Consider the following 18,686-nt stretch of genomic DNA (forward strand, 5'->3'; position numbering starts at 1 on the left):
GTTCAATCCATCTTACTTGCTGCCCAAACCACGCCGCGAACACCGTCATCGCCGCGAACAGCGTCACCAACGAGAATTGATACCAGCGGCGGCGGGTCGTAGAGCCAGTAGACATACGACCTATTGTACTGGGCACCATCGCTGGCGCAATAAAAAGACCGCTGGGCAGTCGTTAGTCAATCCGCCCAGCGGCCAGCCCGGGAGCCGCTAAGCAGCCAGGCCCGAAGATTGAACACCGAAGGACGGCAATCCGACCGGTGGTAAACGAAACGACCCCAGGCGATCAAGTGTCGCCTGGGTCGTTGTGCTTAATGCTCAGCGGCCGTTCGCGTCAAAGAGACCTCTGGCAGCGCGCGAGCGCCAGTCTTTTCCACAATATGCAAAATACCGGGGCCGCCGTAGTTACGAAGTAACGACTGCGCGTTCGCGGGACCGCAAAAAGTGGCGCGAACGAAATCCAGCCCAGCAGGCCACCGCAGAAATGAGCAATGCGACGCTTCCCGGCTCAGGCGTCTCCACAATCTGCAATCCGTCAACGGGCGGGAAGCCACTGCCGCCAATGTAAAGGGTCGATCCGCTCACGCCACCTAGATACAAGTAGTTCCCCATGTTGCTCAAACTTGACAATGCAAATGTTGTGCTGCCCGAAATATCGGCCAGGCCGATCACAGAAATCTGCTCCGGCGCACTATTCGCGTGATTAATCTTAAATTCGGCCAACGGAGGCTGAGTGCCTGGGGCTGCGACGTAGAGGTAAAGATCGAAAGTGGAATACGGTACGTTCGAGACCACGATTCCATCAGCAGGACTGCAAAGAACGGCGCTGTGCAACAAATCTCCCGCCGGCGTGCCACCTGGAACATTGGTCGATACGGGCGAGTGCGTCCACGTGATGGAAGCACCCGTCCCATTCCCTTGGTCATCAAGAAGATTCGACAGGGTGGGGTCACTATTGTTGGCATTGTTCCAATGCTGCTGCGGAACAACCCCTGTCTCGTCAACGGGAGCCAGGTCGAAATCCGCACCGGTTCCATCAGTGGCGAAATTCACACCGATCGACCCTCCGTATGTCAACTGGCTCAGTGCGCATAAAAGACACATCGTGGCCGCTGAAATACGAATTGGAGCCGAAACCGTTGGCATCTGGGACTTCCGAATGGTAGAAGGTTGGGTCGAAACGTCCAATCTGGACGTAGAAACCGGAGCACCGCGAAAAGAAGGGCATCGAGCACGATTTGCTTCGGCCAGCGGCACCATGACCAGGAGAACAAAGGAGAGCAGCTAATCTTAGCATGGGGGGTCCAGGTCTCGCTAGGCTCGGGAAACTGACGCTTGCCACCCCACAGCGGCCAAGGCAACGGGTCGCCAGTGGCTTGGCTGCGATATTGACGCCGGGGCAGCGTGAACGGCGCGACGACGATTAGCGGCATAAAAGGCACGTATCCAAGGTCACATTGACCCGTCGGCGCAATTCCTGGGGCATCCTGGGCGGTCGGTTTGCGAGAGAGCGCATGAAACACGGACGCCAGGCAAGGTGACCACCAAGCACGTCGAGGCAGGTGTATGCCCTAAGACGTCTCCTTGAGCGCCACGTTCGCAGCACGGGCAACGCGCTTGCGCGCCACCTCGGCCTTGTCGCCTTCAAGCACGTCGCGCTTAATCACATCCTTTTCGAGAACTACACGCACATCCTCGACATCGATGCGCACTTCCGGGGAAAGTCTCTGTAGCTCGCGGCGGATTACCGCAAGCACAGCATCACCCAGGAGCGTAGCGCCCACGAAGAATCTGCTGAGTGCTTCCTGGTGGATCTGATACTCTTCGATCACAGACTTCGCCCAGCCCTCCTTGCACAACAGGTAGAGCAGGCCAAGGTCGTCGTCCTTCTTTGAATCAATCGCCAGGAAGTCGATGTCGACCACCAGTTCTTGCTCGATAGGCTTCTGGATCTTCACAAAGTACGCTCGCCAGTGCTGGCCGTTTGTGAGAACAACCCAGTCAACTCCCTGGTTCGCTGCATAGTCGACTGCCTGGCGAACGTGGGTGTCCTTCAACTCGTGGCCGATCGCCTTCACTTCGATCAAGGTCTGTAGCTTGTCGTCGATCTTCGTCGCGATATCGCATGCGGTGCGTTTAACCGGGAACTCGGACGTGATCTCCTTGAACTTGTCGTAGCCGAACAACTCTGCCAACATGTCTGTGACAACGGTGACGGTATCAGCCTCGCCTACGTCGCGCGTCTTGGCATCTTCAACGATCGGCCGGAACTTCTTGACGCCGGCTACGAGTCGCTCTCCTACCCTCTTTGGAACGTCTGCCACTTAGCACCTCGGGTCATGTGCGGAGTTGATCAACGCTGGATATGTTTTACAGCCAGAAATCTGGAATGCCAGGACCGACTCGCACACTAGTCCACGTCAATTTGAATTGACAGCTTGAACCGCCAAATGTCGCAATGCCGGCGACCATTGTGATCGAATGTGGCTTCAAACCACTAGTTAGGCGTTCCGCAATGTCCAGAAACACCGCAACCCCGGTTAGCCGTGCGCACGTGGTAACGCGTGCGCGGCGCTCCAAACAGCGCTTTGAAGCGACTGACCGGGGCTGCGGTTTTTTTGTGCGCGCTCATTACGCGCACCGAGAGTGCACCGAATATGGCGCGCTCGTCTTCCAATGGCGCACCCGATTGCGCCTGAGTTCGCGAAGCTTCCACTTGGCGTGCCAGAGGCTGACCGTGCCGGTCCAGTGTTCAGGCCGCAAGGGAAGGCGACACGCTATGAGCGCATGTCCAAGGACAGTGTGATCCGTCTGCTTTCGGAGATCGGCAAGAAGGCGGGAGTAGTGGTCGATAAGCAGCGTGGCAAGTATGCCAGCGCCCACGACCTGCGACGTAGCTTCGGCGAGCGATGGGCTTCCCGGATCATGCCACAGCAGCTGATGGAGCTAATGCGGCACGAGACCATCGAGACGACGATGCGTTACTACGTGGGCCGGAACGCCCAGAGTACCGCCGCGGTGCTATGGGATGCTCACAGCCGGGCGACAGGTAACACTTTTGGTAACACCGCTCAGAAAAGCAGCGTTTCTACCGGGGATTAAGCTCACAGCCGGCGAATATGAAATCCGCCATCGACGTTGATTCGTTCGCCGGTGCTGTAGGGGAACGCGTTGGCAACGATTGCTACCACGGCCCGCGCTACGTCGTCCGGTTCGCCCCAGCGGCGCATGGGCGCCAGCCCCTCGGCCAATCGTTGATCATATTTCGCATGGACCGGTTCCGTCATGTCGGTGGCAATCACGCCTGGACAGATCTCGAATACCGTGATGCGTTCCTTGGCCAGCCTATCTGCGAAGAGCCATGTCATGGCGCCCAGGCCTGCCTTGGCAATGCAGTAATCGGCGCGGTCCGTGCTGATGGCATAGGCCGAGATCGACGAGATATTAATAATCTTGGCACCGGGAATCGTGCCCGCGTGCACAAAGTCGATCATCCGTCGAGCGGCAAGCTGCGCGAGGAAAAACGGCCCCTTGAGATTCGTACCTAGCACGCTATCCCAGCTCGCTTCGGTGGTCTCGAGCAAGTCGTGGCGTCCTGGCGATGTGATCCCGGCGTTATTAACCAACACGTCCAAGCGCCCGCCAAACGCGATGGCGCGCTCGACCAATGTCTGACGGTCTTCGGCCTGCGAGACGTCCCCTTGCACCGAGATGGCATGGCCCCCCGCGGCGTGAATTTCTTCCACCACGGCGTCGGCGGCAGCTTGACGCGACACGTAGTTGACCACCACCACATGACCGACGTGCGCCAACGCCAGCGCAATTGCGCGGCCAATCCCCCGCGAAGCCCCCGTCACGAGCGAAACAGGCGTGGCGGTCATGGGCTTTGAAAAGCGGCCAATAGCCGCGCGACGAGGAGAAATACAGGAGCCGCTTCTAAGCTAAAGCGGGCACCGGTGACTGTCAAACCAGAACCGCTCCGCGCTCGTATCGATTGAAATAGAGTCGGCACAATTCCAAGTTTCGATTGGGGGTTGGCGCGCTCCGTTCCTGCACCGAACAGCACTGAGTAATTGATGCGCACGGCGTCCGCAATCGTCGCGCTTGCTTAGTTTCGCGTTCGCGGTCCGGTTGCTTCTCAGCGCTCCAGCCGGTTACAATCCCGCCACAACGGCGCACCTCGCAAAACACATTCTTTTGCCCCCTCTCCACGAATCCGCCTATGAGCATTTTCCTCGGCATCGACGTCGGCACTTCGGGAACCAAAGCGCTGGCGATGGATGACTCTGGCGCGATTCTCGCCAGCGCCATGGAAACATACCCGTGTTATCACCCCAAGCCTGCCTGGAGCGAGCAGGATCCGCAGGACTGGTGGCGGGCCACGACATCAGCCATTCAGTCGGTGGTTAAGAAAGCGCGTCTCAAGGCCGCCGATGTTAAAGCGATCGGCCTGTCGGGCCAGATGCACGGATCGGTTTTTCTCGATAAGCACGACAAGGTTATTCGTCGCGCACTGCTGTGGAACGACCAGCGCACGGCGGCCGAGTGCGGCGAGATCGAGCGCCGCGCCGGAGGCCGGCGCAAGCTGATCAAGCTGGTGGCGAACCCAGCCCTGACCGGTTTCACGGCGCCCAAGATTCTCTGGCTGCGCAACCACGAGCCGAAACATTTCGACAAGTTGCGCAAGGTGCTGCTGCCGAAGGACGAGATCCGCCGCCGTCTGACGGGCGAGTATGCCACCGAGGTGAGCGATGCTAGCGGCACACTGCTACTGGACGTGGCCAATCGTCGTTGGTCGACCGCACTGCTGTCGAAGCTGGAACTCGACATCGATTTGCTTCCCCGCGCCTACGAATCCGAGCAGGTCACCGGCCAGCTAACGCGCGCCGCCGCCGAAGAATTGGGGCTGTCGACCGATTGCGTCGTGGTCGGGGGCGCCGGGGATTGCGCCGCCGGAGCGGTCGGGAACGGTATTGTCGCCAAGGGGGTCATCTCGACGTCGATCGGCACATCGGGCGTAATGTTCGCTCATAGCGACACTGTCGAGATCGACCCGGAAGGTCGTGTGCATACGTTCTGCCACGCCGTACATGGCAAATGGCATGTGATGGGAGTCACCTTGGCGGCCGGCGGATCGCTGCAGTGGTTTCAGAATGAATTGTGCCGCGATGGGGCGCCTGCCGACGAGCCCACCACCGCGGACGCCTACGAAGCACTTAATCGCGAAGCCGAAAGCGTCCGACCCGGTAGCGACGGGCTGTTCTTTTTGCCGTACCTATCGGGCGAGCGTACGCCCCATGCCGATCCTGCGGCGCGCGGCTGCTTCATTGGGCTCTCGCTGGCACATCGCCGCGGCCATATGCTGCGATCCATCATGGAAGGCGTCACTTATTCACTGCGCGATTGCCTGGAGATCATCCGGCAGCTCAACATTCCCGTGCGCGAAATTCGCGCCTCAGGGGGCGGCTCGAAAAGCGCGCTTTGGCGCCAGATCCAGGCCGACGTCTTTGGCCAGAAGGTCTCTACGATCAATGCCGAGGAGGGCCCCGCCTATGGGGTAGCCCTGCTGGCAGCCGTGGGCGCGGGCGCCTTCAAGAATATTCGCGAGGCCTGTGCGGCGACCATTCGCGTCGTCGAGACTACGGCATCTCAACGGGCGGCAGTAAAAACGTACGATCGGAATTTTCCAGAGTACCAGCAACTCTACCGATCGCTGCGCGACGATTTCCGTCGCATCGCCGCTCTGCAAGAATAGCTTTGGCGGCAATTACGCGACACCGTTAGAGAAAGCCATCCATGGCTGCGATTTATCTGACCGAAGCCGATGTAACCGACTTGCTCGACATGCCGCTAGCGATCGAGGCCGTCGAGGCGGCCTTCAATCATCTGGCGGCCGGCGATGCCGAGAACGTTCCACGCGTGCGCGCCCGCGCTGCGGGCATTGTGTTGCACAGCATGATCGCCGCTGCCGGGTATCTCGGCTACGTCGGCTGGAAATGCTACACCACCACGCGGACTGCAGCGCGCTTTCACGTAGGACTGTACGATCAGACGAGTGGCAGCCTGGTGGCATTGATCGAAGCAGATCAACTGGGACGATTGCGCACGGGCGCAACGACTGGCGTCGCCTTGCGGTTGATGGCCGCGCCGGGTGCCAGCGAACTGGGACTGTTCGGCGTCGGACGACAAGGTGAAACGCAGCTGGCTGCGGCGGCCGCGGTGTTGCCGCTGAAACGAGCGTTCGTCTATAGCCGCTCGGAAGAACGCCGCACGGTATTCGCCCAGAAGATGAGTGCCCTTCTCTCGCTCGAGGTGGTGGCCGTCGATCGCCCGCAAGAAGCCGCCGAAGACTTGCCCATCGTCATCACGGCCACCACCAGCAGCACGCCGGTCTTCGACGGCGCCTGGTTGGCCGAAGGGGCCGTCGTGTGCGCTGTAGGAGCAAATGCCCTGTCGCGCGCCGAGATCGACGCCACGACCGTTCGCCGCGCCGAGATCGTCGTGTGCGATAGCGTGGCGGCTTGTCAGAACGAAGCTGGCGATTTCGCCGACGCACTCGAGAAGGGAGTCTTCGATTGGCGGCGCGCCGTTGATCTGGCCGAGGTCGTCACCGGCCGAGCCGTAGGACGAACGCGCACCGGCGGCATCGCTCTCTTCAAATCGGTGGGCTTGGCGATCGAGGACCTGGCGCTGGCCGCGCCGCTGATGGCACGGGCTAAGCAGGCAGGACGCGGCATCGAACTGCCCGCGTAAAAAGATAATCAGCCGCTAGCGACCGATGGCCGACAGTGCTTAGCGGCCGATGGCCGATTGGCGACTGCTGCTGGCCTCGTCATGCGAGCGCATTCCCTTGGGGGCTGGCGGAGTGTTCCGCGGCGGCTCGCTGGCCGCCTCCGGCTTTTTTACCTTCACCCCCAGGCTGAACAGATAACCCAGCGGTCCGGCCAATATCGCCGGCAAGAGCAGCAGGTTCGCCAACAGCGTGGCTGTCAAAAGTGCAATCGTCATACAGCCGAAACGTTGCGTCGGCGTAAACGGGCTGAGCGCGAACACAGACAAGCCAAGACCGATCACGCCCCAGCTTTGATACATCGCGCGGCCGCAATGATGATAGGCTGCCATCACCGCCTCTTCGCGCGTGGCCCCCGTGGCCAGAGCACGTCGATATTGCAGCATGAAATGCACGATATCGTCGACCGATACGCCCAACGCCACGCTGGGGGTCATGACCGTGCCGATATCGACGACGATCCCCAACCATCCCATCAATCCGAATATGACGATCGGCGGAAAGACGCTGGGAATCGCCAAAATGATGCCGGCCGAGAGCGCCCGCATCGCCACGACAATGGCGATGAAAATCAGAATCAGGTCGGTAATGAACCCGGTGACCAGGCCGTCCAGCAGCGAGTTTTGTGCCTTGTATACCAGCGGCACCAATCCTGTATAGGTGGCCTCGATGCTCTTGGCTTCGTCTTCGCCCAGTTTTTGGCGAACCTCGTCCAAGACGGGCTCGACCTTGGCCTTGATATCGGCCACGAACTTGGCGTAGTCGACGTTCTTCAGCGCGCTGACGCGGGCACTAACGCGCCACATCTCGCGGCCGTCTTTCTCTTTGAGATAGTCACCGGACAGAATTTCGTCGTGGTGTTCTTCCAGCTTTTTGTTGCGAATTTCCCTTGCGGTGCGCTCTTCATCTTTAACGCCGGCCAGCGACTTGACGAGCCCGCCGATTCCGCGGCGCGACCTCTTTGCCTTTGGCGCAGTGTCGTCGGTCGGTACTGCCTGACCCAAGCCAGTAGAGAACGTGGCCGCCGACAGGCTGCTTCCCACCTCGGGGATCGACTCCACTTCCTTCTGCACGCGCTGCACGAGTTCCAGCCGTTCGAGGAAATTGAGCCGCGACGTCAATGGATCGACGTTGATGACCACTTCCATCGGCACCAACTCGCCGAGATTCTCTTCCAGCCATTCGTAGTCGGTCACGACCTTGGCCTTCGGCGAGAACAGCCGCATCAACTGCACCGATGTTTCCATCCGCGACATGCCCAGCGCACAAAAGGCGATCACGGCCAGGCCGCCGGCGGTCATCAGCATATTGTTGCGAATGATCCAATGGCCGACGTTGCTCCAACCTTTGAAGAACGCCGGATCGATCGCGGGCGCTTCGGCCGGCCCTGTAACTTCGTCCGCCAACGGCCAACGCTCGAACGCGGCCGGCATGAAGAAGAACAAGAAGAACAAGCTGACCACGACGCCGATCGCCGAATAGAAGCCGAACAGCTGGATCGGCACCAGTTCGCTATAGCACAACGTGAGCAAGCCGACGGCGGTGGTTCCGGTGGCCAAGGACAAGGGGAGCCAGGCGTGCAAGATGGCGCGTGTGGCGGCGCCTTCCAGTCCTTTTTCGTGTATCGAATCGCGATAGTAATTGGCCAGGTGAATCGCGCCCGAGATGGCCGCCACGTAAACCAGCGACGGCATCGTCAGCACGATGGCATTCATCTCGCCGCCCGTGTACCACACGAACGCCAAACTGACCATCGCGCTATATACGCCGGCGGTCAACACGATGGCCACCAGCTTAAAGCTGCGCAGGCACCACCAGGAAACCACCAGGCCAATCAGCCCGGCAATGCTGGCCAACCGTACCAGGCTCTGTTCGCCGGCCAGATCGATGGCCACGTTGTCTGACGGTGGGCCGCCCATGTGCAGCGCATCGTGCTTGATGTTGCACTGTTGCTCGGCGGTGTCGTAGATCTTTCCGATCGTCTTACGGAGGCTCTTTTTCCCCTCGGCCGAGAGCGTCAGTACAAGACAGGTCTGTTCGCCATTCTGGCCGACGAGCGAACCTCGCAATCGTTCAATCGCCTCGGCGCGATCAAGATTGATCGGCGGCGACGTCAAAGTCTCGATGATGCCGGGCCCCGTGAGGGCCTTGCTGAAGTACCGTTCGTGGGCCGGCACCTGAGAGTCTTCGGGCTGCACCAGCTTGGCCGCCAGCAGCTTCAGCCGCTGATCGTTGAGCACGCAACCGTCCCAGCTTACCAGGACGAATTCCTCGCCCTGAAAGTGTTTGCGAAACTCCGCGTAGACCTGCGTCTCTTCGTACTGGTCGGGGAGCCACTGCTCGACCCGATTCTGATTACTGCGCAAGGCACGGCGCGCGCCGGCAAACGAGATCGGCAGCAAGAACACTGCGATCAATAAGATCGCAGGACTATAGCGGGCGTAGAAATCGCGTTTCATCATTCGCCAAGCAACCGGATCGCAATCTTAGATGCGCTTCCTTGCGTGGGGCGCCTGCATTGGACCCAGTCCAGGGTGCCACCACAGCGGTCCGCAGTTCAAGACTTCAGCCACATCCCCAGCACGCGGTCTGACAGCACCGCGAATCCCTTGAAGCTAACCGCTGGCGCTTCGTTCGTCCATACCGTTACGAGGCGAAGAATCGTCGCAGGCGGCGCTAGCTACTCTCCGAAATCGGCGGTTTTACCGCAGAAAAACCAACTAAACGCGCACGCGGCCGATACGTCCGATTTCCAAAGATATAGGGCTCGTCGTCAAGGTTCACGTAACTGTCAAAGTCTCGCGCCTACCTGATCATGGTAGTGTTCCCGATCACCGAGACGCGCTTGGCCGTGACGTGCTGCGTGTGTGCGTCGGACATGTAACCCAACGTCCCTTGAATGCCTACATCTTGTCCAAGATAAGGACGCAGGTTCACGCCTGGTGCCGGCGTGACATACTTCAGCACATGCCCTTCGCGATCTACGAGCGCGAAGCTGGCCACACCCGATTGCGCCGGCGAGAGCTGCGTGAGCTTGCCCACTCCGTCAAATCGATTGGGATCGGGCCGCACTCCGATCGAACCGCCGAGCGACGCTCGTACGACATCCTGGTTGCGTGCGTCGGTGGCCAATTGCGCACTGGCGATCATGTCGTGACGTTGCTTGATGTCCTCGAAGCGTGCCACCTTCCGCTGCACTAGCCGCACGCGCCCCCGGTCGAGCGCCGTTTCGCTGCGCGCGAGCAACTGGTCGGTCCGCGTGCGCAACGGTTGCAGATTCCAGGATGAAGGCTCCTTGGCAACCTCGGTCGAGAGTTCAAGATCGAGGTCTTCCAACTCCCGGAGTAGTTCCTTGTCGCCAGGCGCAGGGCCCGGTCGCTTGCGGTTGATAGTGGATCGTGGGGCGGTCACTGCCGATTCGGGCTGCAGTTCGCGATCGCGCCGTTGCGACCACGAAGCACGCTCTAGAGATTCACGCGTTGACGATCGGCGATCCCCCACCTGGTCGAGCGCCCCGTCTTCGTCCCTTTCGCTATCGCGGCGCGAGACTTCCTTGTCGCGACGCGGGACAGAGTCCTCGCCGTCCAGGTCGTCATGACGCCGGGCATGCCGGGCGATTAGCAAATTATTGTTGGGGTCGCGACGACGAACTTCCTGCGTCGGCTGCTCACTGGCGATGAATTGTCCAGATACCCAGCGGAATTCGCCCGACGGGGGAGAAACCTTGTACCAGGTTTGCGCCGCCGGCCCGGTACCGATGCGTTTAGCTTCGAGCACCTCGACCGATTCCCCCTCGTCCAGCCGAACCTGAATTACGTCGCGGATATCGCTAAAAGCGCTGCCGACGCGCGCCACCACGCGATCGCCCTTGATGGTCGCCATGCGCCCCTCGCCCGGCTCAACGAATTCGGCCGAGATCCAACTAAAGCATTCCGCCGGCGGCCGGATGGCGTACCAGCCCCCCGGATCGTGCCGATACACATCAACGGTCTCGCCTCGTTTGAGCCGCAAGACGGGATAGTAGTTCTGCCCCGGACCACTACGGACGTAAACATCGTCGGCGTTGACGAAGGCACGGTAAGGAAACTGCGGCTCGTCGTACTCGCCATACCCATCATCGGCTCGCACTGCGCACGACAGACCGAGCGTCAACATTGCCGCACAGAGCAGACGCCGGGACATCGACAGCCTCCTCGCCAACCACAGCGGCGAGCCGCAGGGAATAAAACCGATCGGGAGTTTAGAACAGACCAGGTAGAAGGGGCCAAACTTGTAGCGAAAAAAGGGGCGCGACTCAAGCCCAGTCGGGACATGCGCGATTCCCTCGACTGTCGCTTGCGCCGGGTGCATCTTGCCGGTGCGCGCAGTGCGCCGCCGGCTCACGGGGCTCGCTTGCTTCTAACGGACTTAGAGCGTTTGCCGGTATTCCGCATAGCTATTAGAATCAGCCCTTCGCAGAATCGCGGCTGCTAGCACATACCCGAGCCCCGTCCTGCTCGCTTTTCCGCCCCGACCTTCTCCCGGCGAAGTATCCATGCCCCGCTACAACCCCGCGACGATCGAGCCCAAGTGGCAGCAATATTGGCGCGAGCACGGCACGTTCGCCGCGCCGCGCATGCCCAAGGGGCCCAAGCTGTACGTGCTCGATATGTTCCCCTACCCCAGCGGCGACGGGCTGCACGTCGGCCATCCCGAAGGGTACACGGCAACCGATATCGTCTGTCGATTTCAGCGCATGCGTGGGCGCAGCGTGCTGCACCCCATGGGCTGGGACGCCTTTGGTCTGCCCGCCGAACAGCACGCCATTCGCACCGGAACTCCGCCACGGACCACGACCGAAAAAAATATCGCCACCTTCCGCCGCCAGTTGCAAATGCTGGGATTCAGCTACGACTGGGAGCGCGAGGTCAGCACCACCGACACCACCTACTTCCGCTGGACGCAGTGGATCTTCCTGAAGCTCTTCAATTCGTGGTTCGACGTCGAACAACAAAAGGCCCGTCCGATCGACGAGCTGCCGATCCCGGCCGATGTGCAGGCCGCCGGCGAGAACAAAGTGCGCCGCTATCGCGATAGCGAGCGACTGGCCTATCAGCTCGAAGCCCCTGTGAACTGGTGCCCGGCCCTAGGAACGGTGCTCTCGAACGAAGAAGTCCACGACGGTCTGAGCGAGCGTGGTGGACACCCGGTCGTGCGGATTCCGTTGCGGCAATGGATGCTGCGGATCACGGCCTACGCCGAACGGTTGGAAGATGATCTCAAACTGGTCGACTGGTCCGAAGGGATCAAGGCGCTGCAACGCAATTGGATCGGCCGCAGCACGGGAGCCGAGGTCGATTTTTATGTCGGCGATGCGCACGCTAAGGACGATGCAGCTGCCCGGCAAGCGACGTTCGTCCTCTGGCAGCAAGCGCGGGCAAAGTCGGGTTTCTTGCGAGCACCGGACGAACAGGCCCTGCGCGTTTACACAACCCGCCCCGACACGCTGTACGGCGCCACGTATATGGTGATCGCGCCCGAGCATCCGAGCGTTGATCGTTTGACGACCGCGGGCCAACACCCCCACGTGCAAGCCTATCGCGAACAGGCAGCGCGCAAGAGCGATCTTGATCGAACCGATCTGGCAAAATCCAAAACCGGTGTCTTTACCGGCTCCTACGCCATTAACCCCGTCAACGCCCAGCCCGTGCCCATTTGGGTAGCCGACTATGTGCTGATGGGCTACGGCACCGGGGCCATTATGGCCGTGCCGGCACACGACACGCGCGATTTCGAGTTCGCCAAACAGTTCAACCTGCCGATCCAGGCCGTGGTCGATCCTGGCAGCACGGCTAAATTCGATCGTGCGGCGGTACTGGCAGGCGAAGTTGCTTGCCCAGACGAAGGAACCGCCATCAACTCGGGCCGGTACGACGGACTATCGACAAAAGCATTCAAAAAGAAGATCGCCGAGGATCTCGCGGCGCAGGGCCTGGGCCGTGCCGCGGTGAACTACAAGTTGCGCGATTGGCTGTTCAGCCGGCAGCACTTCTGGGGCGAGCCGTTTCCGATCCTGCACGAATTAGGAGCCGATGGCGAGCCGAACGGCATGATCCAGGCGCTGGGCGAGGTGGATCTACCGCTCGATTTGCCCGAGATGAAGCACTTCAAGCCGCACGGCCGCCCCGAGCCGCCGCTGGAAGAGGCGCCCACCGACTGGCTGTACCCGGTCATCAATGGCGTGAAGTACAAGCGCGAAACGAACACCATGCCGCAATGGGCCGGCTCGTGCTGGTATTACTTGCGGTTCATCGACCCGAAGAACCAGCGGGCGCTAATCGATCCGGAGTTGGAAAGGGCCTGGATGCCTGTCGACCTGTACGTCGGCGGCGCCGAACATGCCGTGTTGCACCTGCTCTATGCGCGGTTCTGGCACAAGTTCCTCTACGATCTGAAAATCGTCACCACGTCCGAACCATTCATGAAGCTGGTCAACCAGGGAATGATCCTGGGCGAGGTCGAATTCTCGGGCTGGCAAGATAAGGAAGGCAATTGGGTTTCCGCGCCAACCAGTGCTGAAAGTGAAGATGTCCCACACGAAGCAAACGTCACTCCCGCTCGCGTTCCGCCGTCGGATGTGGAAAAGCGTGGCAATGACTTCGTGCGGAAAGCCAACCCGGCGATCAAGCTCGAAAGCCGCTCGTACAAAATGTCGAAGAGTCGCGGCAACGTCGTGAATCCCGACGCGGTCGTCACGGAATACGGCGCCGATTCTCTGCGGCTGTACGAGATGTTCATGGGTCCGCTCGAAGCCGTGAAGCCCTGGAGCATGGAGGGTGTCAACGGCGTCCGCGGCTTTCTGGATCGCGTCTGGCGAATGATCACGGCCGAGCGCAGCGAGACGTTGGAATTGAATCCGGCGATCTTCGCCGATGCCCCCACGCCCGAGCAGAATCGTGTGCTGCATCGCACGATTCAGGGCGTCACGCAGGACATCGAGCGGATGTTCTTCAATACGGCCATCGCCAAGATGATGGAGTTCACCAACTTCTTCCTGAAGCAAGAGCGCCGGCCGCGATCGGCCATGCAAACGCTCGTCTTGCTGCTATCACCCTTCGCCCCGCACATATCCGAAGAATTGTGGCAACTGCTGGGCCATAAGGATTCGTTGGCCTACGTGCCCTGGCCGGAGTTCGACGAAGCGGCCATCAAGGAAGACACCGTCGAAGTACCGGTACAGGTCAATGGCAAGCTGCGCGGTCGCATCGTCGTGGCTGCGGACGCCGACGCCACGGCTACCGAAGCCGCGGCGCGCGCGGATGTGCGCATCGCCGAGCTACTGGCCGGTAAGACCGTGGTAAAAGTGATCGCGGTCCCAGGCCGGCTGGTGAACTTCGTCGTAAAGTAAAGATCGCGGCATCCCATTCTGCCCACACTGTTTCTTCCGCGTGGCCGCCGAGAGCAACCTGTGGGAACCCTTGCAAGGGCGTCAGGCCGTGCGAACTGCCCTTGGTGACGACGGGGACGGTTTGGTTTAATCCGCGGCTCAGACGAAGCCCGATCCTACGGTGCCGGCGAACCTTTCCTTTCCTATTCATGCCCGGTGCCCGCAGCGCACCCTACCCCCACGTCGGGAACAGAGCAATGCTTCCACTGCGCGACGTTTCTCTGTTGTTGCTACTTGCCGCCTGCGGTTGTTCGCGTAGTGGAGGCGAACCGACTGCTGACGCACCACGCGACGACGCGCTAGTGGCAGCCGCGACGAGCGAGGATGCCGCATCCGGCGACAATTCGTCGGCCGACCGAGCCGACTTTGCTCGGCAACTCGCCATGCTAACTCGACAAGCCGAAGATCATGAACGCCGCGGCTATTTCGCAAATGCCATCGTGTCCCGCAAAGAGATAACGCAGTTGCTCGAAGCGCAATACGGCGCCGATGCCTGGGAGACGCGCACGGCGCAACTTGCCCTGGCCCGCCAAAGTCAGCTGCACGAGCTGGAGCCAATCCAGCGGGCCAAGAACGACGAGTCCAACGCGCGCGAGCAGCGGGCGCGTCAATTGTGGCAGCTCGGCAAAAGGCAAGAAGCGCTGACCGCACTGAGCGAAGCGCACACGCTCGCCGCCCAGGTATGGGGTGAAGAACACTACGCCGTGGCCAGCCTGATCGATCTGCAGGCCCGCTGGCAGATTGCGCTGGGAGACACTGCCGCCGCCGAATTCCTGTTTCGTCAGGCGTTGACGATACGTGAAAAGGTCTTGACGGCGTTGCATCCTGACACGGTCAGCAGCACTAGCGCGCTTGGCCTGCTACTGCAGGCCGGAGGTCGCACCAGCGAGGCCGAGCCTTTGTTGCGTCAGACCGTCGAACGAGCGCGCTCGCTATGGGGCGAAAATCACTTGCAGTACGCCGTACACCTCAACAATCTCGCCATGCTCCTGCACGACATGAATCGAAACGCCGAGGCTGTCGCGCTGTTGCAGCAGACCACGCAGATCCGCCGCGACCAATTGGGTGACAAGCACGAATCGGTAGCCCAAAGCCTGCTCAATACGGGCACCATTTACTATGCTGACCAAAACCTGGCCGCAGCTGGGCCCTTGTTCCGTCAGGCACTCGAAATTTTCGAGCCTACGATCGGCGGCGGCCAAGCGATGACGCGCATGGCCCGCTCAAATCTCGGGCTGACGCTCATGGCCGAGCGCCATTTCGACGAAGCCGATACATTACTCCGCGCGGATCTCGACTGGATCAAAAAAGAACTCGGCGAAAATCACGCGGAATATGCCGAGGGCCTGTCACGCCTGGTCGCGTCGTATGGAAACCAAGGCCGCTACAACGAGGCGCTGCCGCTGGCCGAGCGCGCGGCCGAGATTCATCGGAAAACCGCAGGGCCGGATGACGCTCACACCCGCGCGGCTCAAGAACTAGTCAGCAAGGTGCGCAGTAAGCTCGGCACCAAGCCCGCCACGGATTCCGCCACCACCGCGTCCGTGAGAGCACCGGCAAGCGTCGCCCGCGGACAAGCGCCGCAAAACAATCCGCGACAGTAAGGATGCTGACCGAGTCGCTGGTCGCACGATAGAGTCGTGGGGCTTAGCGCGCCATTTCCGCGATCCGCGCGGCCTTCTCGGGGTCCATCAGTTCCGGGTGACGTTTCTGGACGGAGCAGGCCTTGGGAATCGAGTGGCCGCGTACATACGGCTGAAAGGGATTATTCAGCACGAAATCCTGGTGGTACGTCTCGGCGGGATAAAACGCCTTCAGCGGTTCAAGCTTGGTCACGATCCGCCGCTGGCCATAGGCCTTCTTGTCGGTCAATTCGTGAATCTTCGCTTCGGCGGCCTTCTTTTGCGCATCGCTGTCGTAGAAAATCGCCGACCGATACTGGGTCCCCATGTCGGGGCCTTGGCGATTGAGCTGCGTAGGATCATGCGCGTCGAAAAACACCATTAGCAATTGGTCGTACGTGATCACCGACGGATCGTAGGTAACGCGGATCGCCTCGGCGTGCCCAGTGGTGCCGCGCGAGACTTGGTCATAGGTGGCCGTTTCCTTACTTCCGCCCGCGTAACCACTTTCCACGTCACTCACGCCGCGCAGCTGTTGAAACGCCGCCTCGGTACACCAAAAACATCCACCGGCAAATACTGCCGTCTCGGTCATGTTCTTCTCCTTGTTCGCTGACACGGCGGCCGTTCGCTCCAACTTGCCGGCAGCTCCCTGGCTGGCCGGTACGACCGCGTCGCTAGCTGCTACTTTATTATTATCAGTCCCCTTCGCACTACTGGCACCGTCGGCCGACGCCAACGAAGTCGCGTGCTCGTGCTTGTCAGCGGCCGGGTCGGCGATGCTAGCCAGGGCGTCGGCGTCGGTGAAGACAAGCGAAGCGGAATTCATGCAGAACCGCATCCCGGTCGGCGCTGGACCATCATTAAACACGTGACCCAGGTGCCCCTTGCAGCGCACGCACTTCACCTCGACGCGCGAGGAGCCGTCGCTGACGTCGCGTGTGAACTCAATATTCTCTTTGCCGACCGGCTTTAAGAAGCTTGGCCAACCTGTGCCGGAATCGAACTTGGCCGACGAAGAAAACAGTGGCAAACCGCAACCCGCACAGCAGTAGACTCCTTCCTTCTTGTTGTCTAACAGGTTTCCACAAAAGGGGGCTTCCGTGTCCTTGGCGCGCAGCACGTGAAACTGGTCGGGCGTAAGTCGGCGTCGCCATTGCGCCGGACTGAGCACCAATTTTGGCGAGTCGACCGGACCGACGAGTTGTCCCTCGCGGTCGAACACATAAACGCTGACCAGATGCGGGTCGCGTTTGCTCGCGGATGGTGTCGTCGATCGAGCTTTAGTCGCGGTGGGGGTTGTGGTCGAGCCATCCTCGGCGACGGCGGCCCGAGCCACGGCAAACGACCACACTAACAATAGCACTACAGTGCAAGTCACCTGAGTCGTACGCATCGACCGGGCTCCTCACGAAAAAGAGCAAACGTGCCACCCACCTGCGCAAGCGTCCGGGGGACGTCTTAACTATAGCAACCCGGCCGAAAGGAGCAATTTTAGTCAGGTGACAAAACCGCAAGGGTTGGGGCGAAAGCCCCGTACGACTGCGCCGCTAGGCATTCCCATCTCAACCGTGGCTGCCCGTCCGGTCGCTGGACCATTTGGGCGGCGGCGTAGGCCGAAAATTCGCCGTTTTCCCTGGGCGCGCCGAATCGAGACTCCAGTGCAATCACTCGCACTCATGGGGTGCAAAGTCCCATCTGGATGCGACGCTGCTCGACAGGCCGCCGGAGTGATCTTGCCGACTTGCATTAGGCAACTATTGGCTCGGTCGACGAAAGCCCCAAGCAATTGGGATGTGCGACGAATGTCCTTACGAAATCGTGGCATGTTGCGACGATTCTAGAACCATATCCTGCGATTGAAAGCATCGCCGGGGCCTGCCGGTTCCAGAGTAAATGTTCCGGCGTGTAACGAATCTAAGCACGGTGGAAGCGAGTTCATGGGTTTATCAGGTAAACAGCGGCGGCCAAGATTTCGACGGTCAAAGTCCTTTGCCCCACAGCGTGGTGCGTGCCCTGATCGGTTTGGCGGCATATGCCGTTCAGCGTACGGCACATGCTGCTTTCGCTAAAACTAGGCGAAACAGCGGGCCGCCATTCGGTTTGCAGCGTCAGTCCCTTCCTTGTCTTAAGCACCTAAACAGGCGATGATGTACAAGCGTTTCAGTTCCGGCGAGGTTGCCATTCCCTGACAACGGGGATCATAGCCTGGCTATCCACTGAGTTCCGTCCGCATGTCATCCTCGCTGTGGCGCGGTCATGATTATCGTCTTTAATTGTCCGGGTTGCGGAAATACGTTGCGGATGAAGGAGCAGTACGGCGGCCAGCGCGGTCGCTGTCCGCATTGCCAAGGCGCCATCACGGTGCCATCGATCGAGACCGAGGCAGGCATGGACTTATTGCCGCTCGAAGGTCCGGCGCCCTCGCCGCCGTCTCCACCACCAGCGACTCCGTCGTTTTCGCTTGGCTCACGTTTGCCACCATCCGGTACCATATCGCCAGGCCCAACTTCGGCCGGGGCGCCGTCGCTTGGCGGCGACAGTAATATCGGCTTGGCGCCGATGGAAGAGGTCCACGCCAAGCAGACTCCGCCCACGGTATCCGCCCCAGTAACCGCGTCTTCCGGTGCCAAAGCATCGGGGCCCAGCAGCAGCATTCTTGGGCTTGCGCCGCTCGAAGAGAGTTTCGCCAAACAACCAGCGCCCAAACCAGCACCTGCGCCAACTTCTGCGAAGAGCCCAGCGGGTGATAGCGATCTCAGCCTGGCTCCGCTGGAAGGTAGCGGCGCGCCGGCAGCCAAAACTCCTGGTGCCACACCCCCTAAGCCTGTCGCTACAAATGCGGTCGCGG

Annotated in this window: 12 protein-coding genes; 5 read left to right on the forward strand and 7 right to left on the reverse strand. The window is 60.5% G+C overall.

Annotated features, from left to right (window positions below):
• Nucleotides 1–402: 402 nt before the first annotated feature.
• Both VGG64_21645 and VGG64_21650 read right to left on the reverse strand, forming a co-directional pair.
• Complete coding sequence (locus VGG64_21645) at nt 403–1,257, reverse strand: hypothetical protein (protein HEY1602221.1); 855 nt, start codon at nt 1,255–1,257, stop codon at nt 403–405.
• A gap of 311 nt (nt 1,258–1,568) precedes the next feature.
• Nucleotides 1,569–2,321, reverse strand: coding sequence for a type I restriction enzyme HsdR N-terminal domain-containing protein (locus VGG64_21650; GenBank protein HEY1602222.1), 753 nt, complete (start codon nt 2,319–2,321; stop codon nt 1,569–1,571).
• A 463-nt stretch (nt 2,322–2,784) separates the two neighbouring features.
• Here VGG64_21650 and VGG64_21655 point away from each other — a divergent pair, with 463 nt between their 5' ends.
• Complete coding sequence (locus VGG64_21655) at nt 2,785–3,099, forward strand: site-specific integrase (protein HEY1602223.1); 315 nt, start codon at nt 2,785–2,787, stop codon at nt 3,097–3,099.
• 2 nt (nt 3,100–3,101) lie between these two features.
• On the opposite strand, the gene VGG64_21660 is transcribed toward VGG64_21655, so the two are convergent.
• Nucleotides 3,102–3,878 (reverse strand): 3-ketoacyl-ACP reductase, encoded by a 777-nt coding sequence (locus VGG64_21660; GenBank protein ID HEY1602224.1) that lies wholly within the window; start codon nt 3,876–3,878, stop codon nt 3,102–3,104.
• A gap of 341 nt (nt 3,879–4,219) precedes the next feature.
• On the opposite strand from VGG64_21660, the gene xylB reads away from it, so the two are divergent.
• Together xylB and VGG64_21670 are read left to right on the forward strand one after the other, a co-directional pair.
• Nucleotides 4,220–5,752 (forward strand): xylulokinase, encoded by a 1,533-nt coding sequence (xylB, locus tag VGG64_21665; GenBank protein HEY1602225.1) that lies wholly within the window; start codon nt 4,220–4,222, stop codon nt 5,750–5,752.
• A 41-nt stretch (nt 5,753–5,793) separates the two neighbouring features.
• Entirely contained in the window at nt 5,794–6,750 is a 957-nt protein-coding gene (locus VGG64_21670) for an ornithine cyclodeaminase family protein (GenBank protein HEY1602226.1), read from the forward strand.
• 39 nt (nt 6,751–6,789) lie between these two features.
• Here VGG64_21670 and VGG64_21675 read toward each other — a convergent pair whose 3' ends face one another.
• Nucleotides 6,790–9,246, reverse strand: a complete 2,457-nt coding sequence (locus VGG64_21675; protein HEY1602227.1) for an MMPL family transporter — start codon at nt 9,244–9,246, stop codon at nt 6,790–6,792.
• 346 nt (nt 9,247–9,592) lie between these two features.
• Nucleotides 9,593–10,969 carry an SH3 domain-containing protein gene (locus tag VGG64_21680; GenBank protein ID HEY1602228.1) on the reverse strand — a complete coding sequence of 459 codons (1,377 nt, stop codon included), beginning with the start codon at nt 10,967–10,969 and terminating at the stop codon, nt 9,593–9,595.
• Between the two features lie 352 nt (nt 10,970–11,321).
• On the opposite strand from VGG64_21680, the gene leuS reads away from it, so the two are divergent.
• Together leuS and VGG64_21690 are read left to right on the forward strand one after the other, a co-directional pair.
• Nucleotides 11,322–14,174 carry a leucine--tRNA ligase gene (gene leuS / locus VGG64_21685; GenBank protein HEY1602229.1) on the forward strand — a complete coding sequence of 951 codons (2,853 nt, stop codon included), beginning with the start codon at nt 11,322–11,324 and terminating at the stop codon, nt 14,172–14,174.
• A gap of 236 nt (nt 14,175–14,410) precedes the next feature.
• The gene (locus VGG64_21690) at nt 14,411–15,817 is read left to right on the forward strand and encodes a tetratricopeptide repeat protein (protein ID HEY1602230.1); all 1,407 of its coding nucleotides are present in this window, start codon (nt 14,411–14,413) and stop codon (nt 15,815–15,817) included.
• A 43-nt stretch (nt 15,818–15,860) separates the two neighbouring features.
• Here VGG64_21690 and VGG64_21695 read toward each other — a convergent pair whose 3' ends face one another.
• Nucleotides 15,861–17,231 (reverse strand): bifunctional methionine sulfoxide reductase B/A protein, encoded by a 1,371-nt coding sequence (locus VGG64_21695; GenBank protein ID HEY1602231.1) that lies wholly within the window; start codon nt 17,229–17,231, stop codon nt 15,861–15,863.
• Nucleotides 17,232–18,072: 841 nt separating this feature from the next.
• Nucleotides 18,073–18,686 (reverse strand): hypothetical protein (locus VGG64_21700; GenBank protein HEY1602232.1); only part of this gene is annotated, 614 nt, incomplete at its 5' end.

Source organism: Pirellulales bacterium (assembly GCA_036490175.1).
Lineage (GTDB): Bacteria > Planctomycetota > Planctomycetia > Pirellulales > JACPPG01 > JACPPG01.

What these genes read in the sequence shown, in the direction of transcription:
- VGG64_21645 (HEY1602221.1), bottom strand. Translation starts at nt 1,257, where the DNA reads ATGGTGCCGCTGGCCGAAGCAAATCGTGCTCGATGCCCTTCTTTTCGC.
- VGG64_21655 (HEY1602223.1), top strand. Translation starts at nt 2,785, where the DNA reads ATGTCCAAGGACAGTGTGATCCGTCTGCTTTCGGAGATCGGCAAGAAG.
- VGG64_21660 (HEY1602224.1), bottom strand. Translation starts at nt 3,878, where the DNA reads ATGACCGCCACGCCTGTTTCGCTCGTGACGGGGGCTTCGCGGGGGATT.
- xylB (HEY1602225.1), top strand. Translation starts at nt 4,220, where the DNA reads ATGAGCATTTTCCTCGGCATCGACGTCGGCACTTCGGGAACCAAAGCG.
- VGG64_21670 (HEY1602226.1), top strand. Translation starts at nt 5,794, where the DNA reads ATGGCTGCGATTTATCTGACCGAAGCCGATGTAACCGACTTGCTCGAC.
- VGG64_21675 (HEY1602227.1), bottom strand. Translation starts at nt 9,246, where the DNA reads ATGAAACGCGATTTCTACGCCCGCTATAGTCCTGCGATCTTATTGATC.
- VGG64_21680 (HEY1602228.1), bottom strand. Translation starts at nt 10,969, where the DNA reads ATGTCCCGGCGTCTGCTCTGTGCGGCAATGTTGACGCTCGGTCTGTCG.
- leuS (HEY1602229.1), top strand. Translation starts at nt 11,322, where the DNA reads ATGCCCCGCTACAACCCCGCGACGATCGAGCCCAAGTGGCAGCAATAT.
- VGG64_21690 (HEY1602230.1), top strand. Translation starts at nt 14,411, where the DNA reads ATGCTTCCACTGCGCGACGTTTCTCTGTTGTTGCTACTTGCCGCCTGC.
- VGG64_21695 (HEY1602231.1), bottom strand. Translation starts at nt 17,231, where the DNA reads ATGCGTACGACTCAGGTGACTTGCACTGTAGTGCTATTGTTAGTGTGG.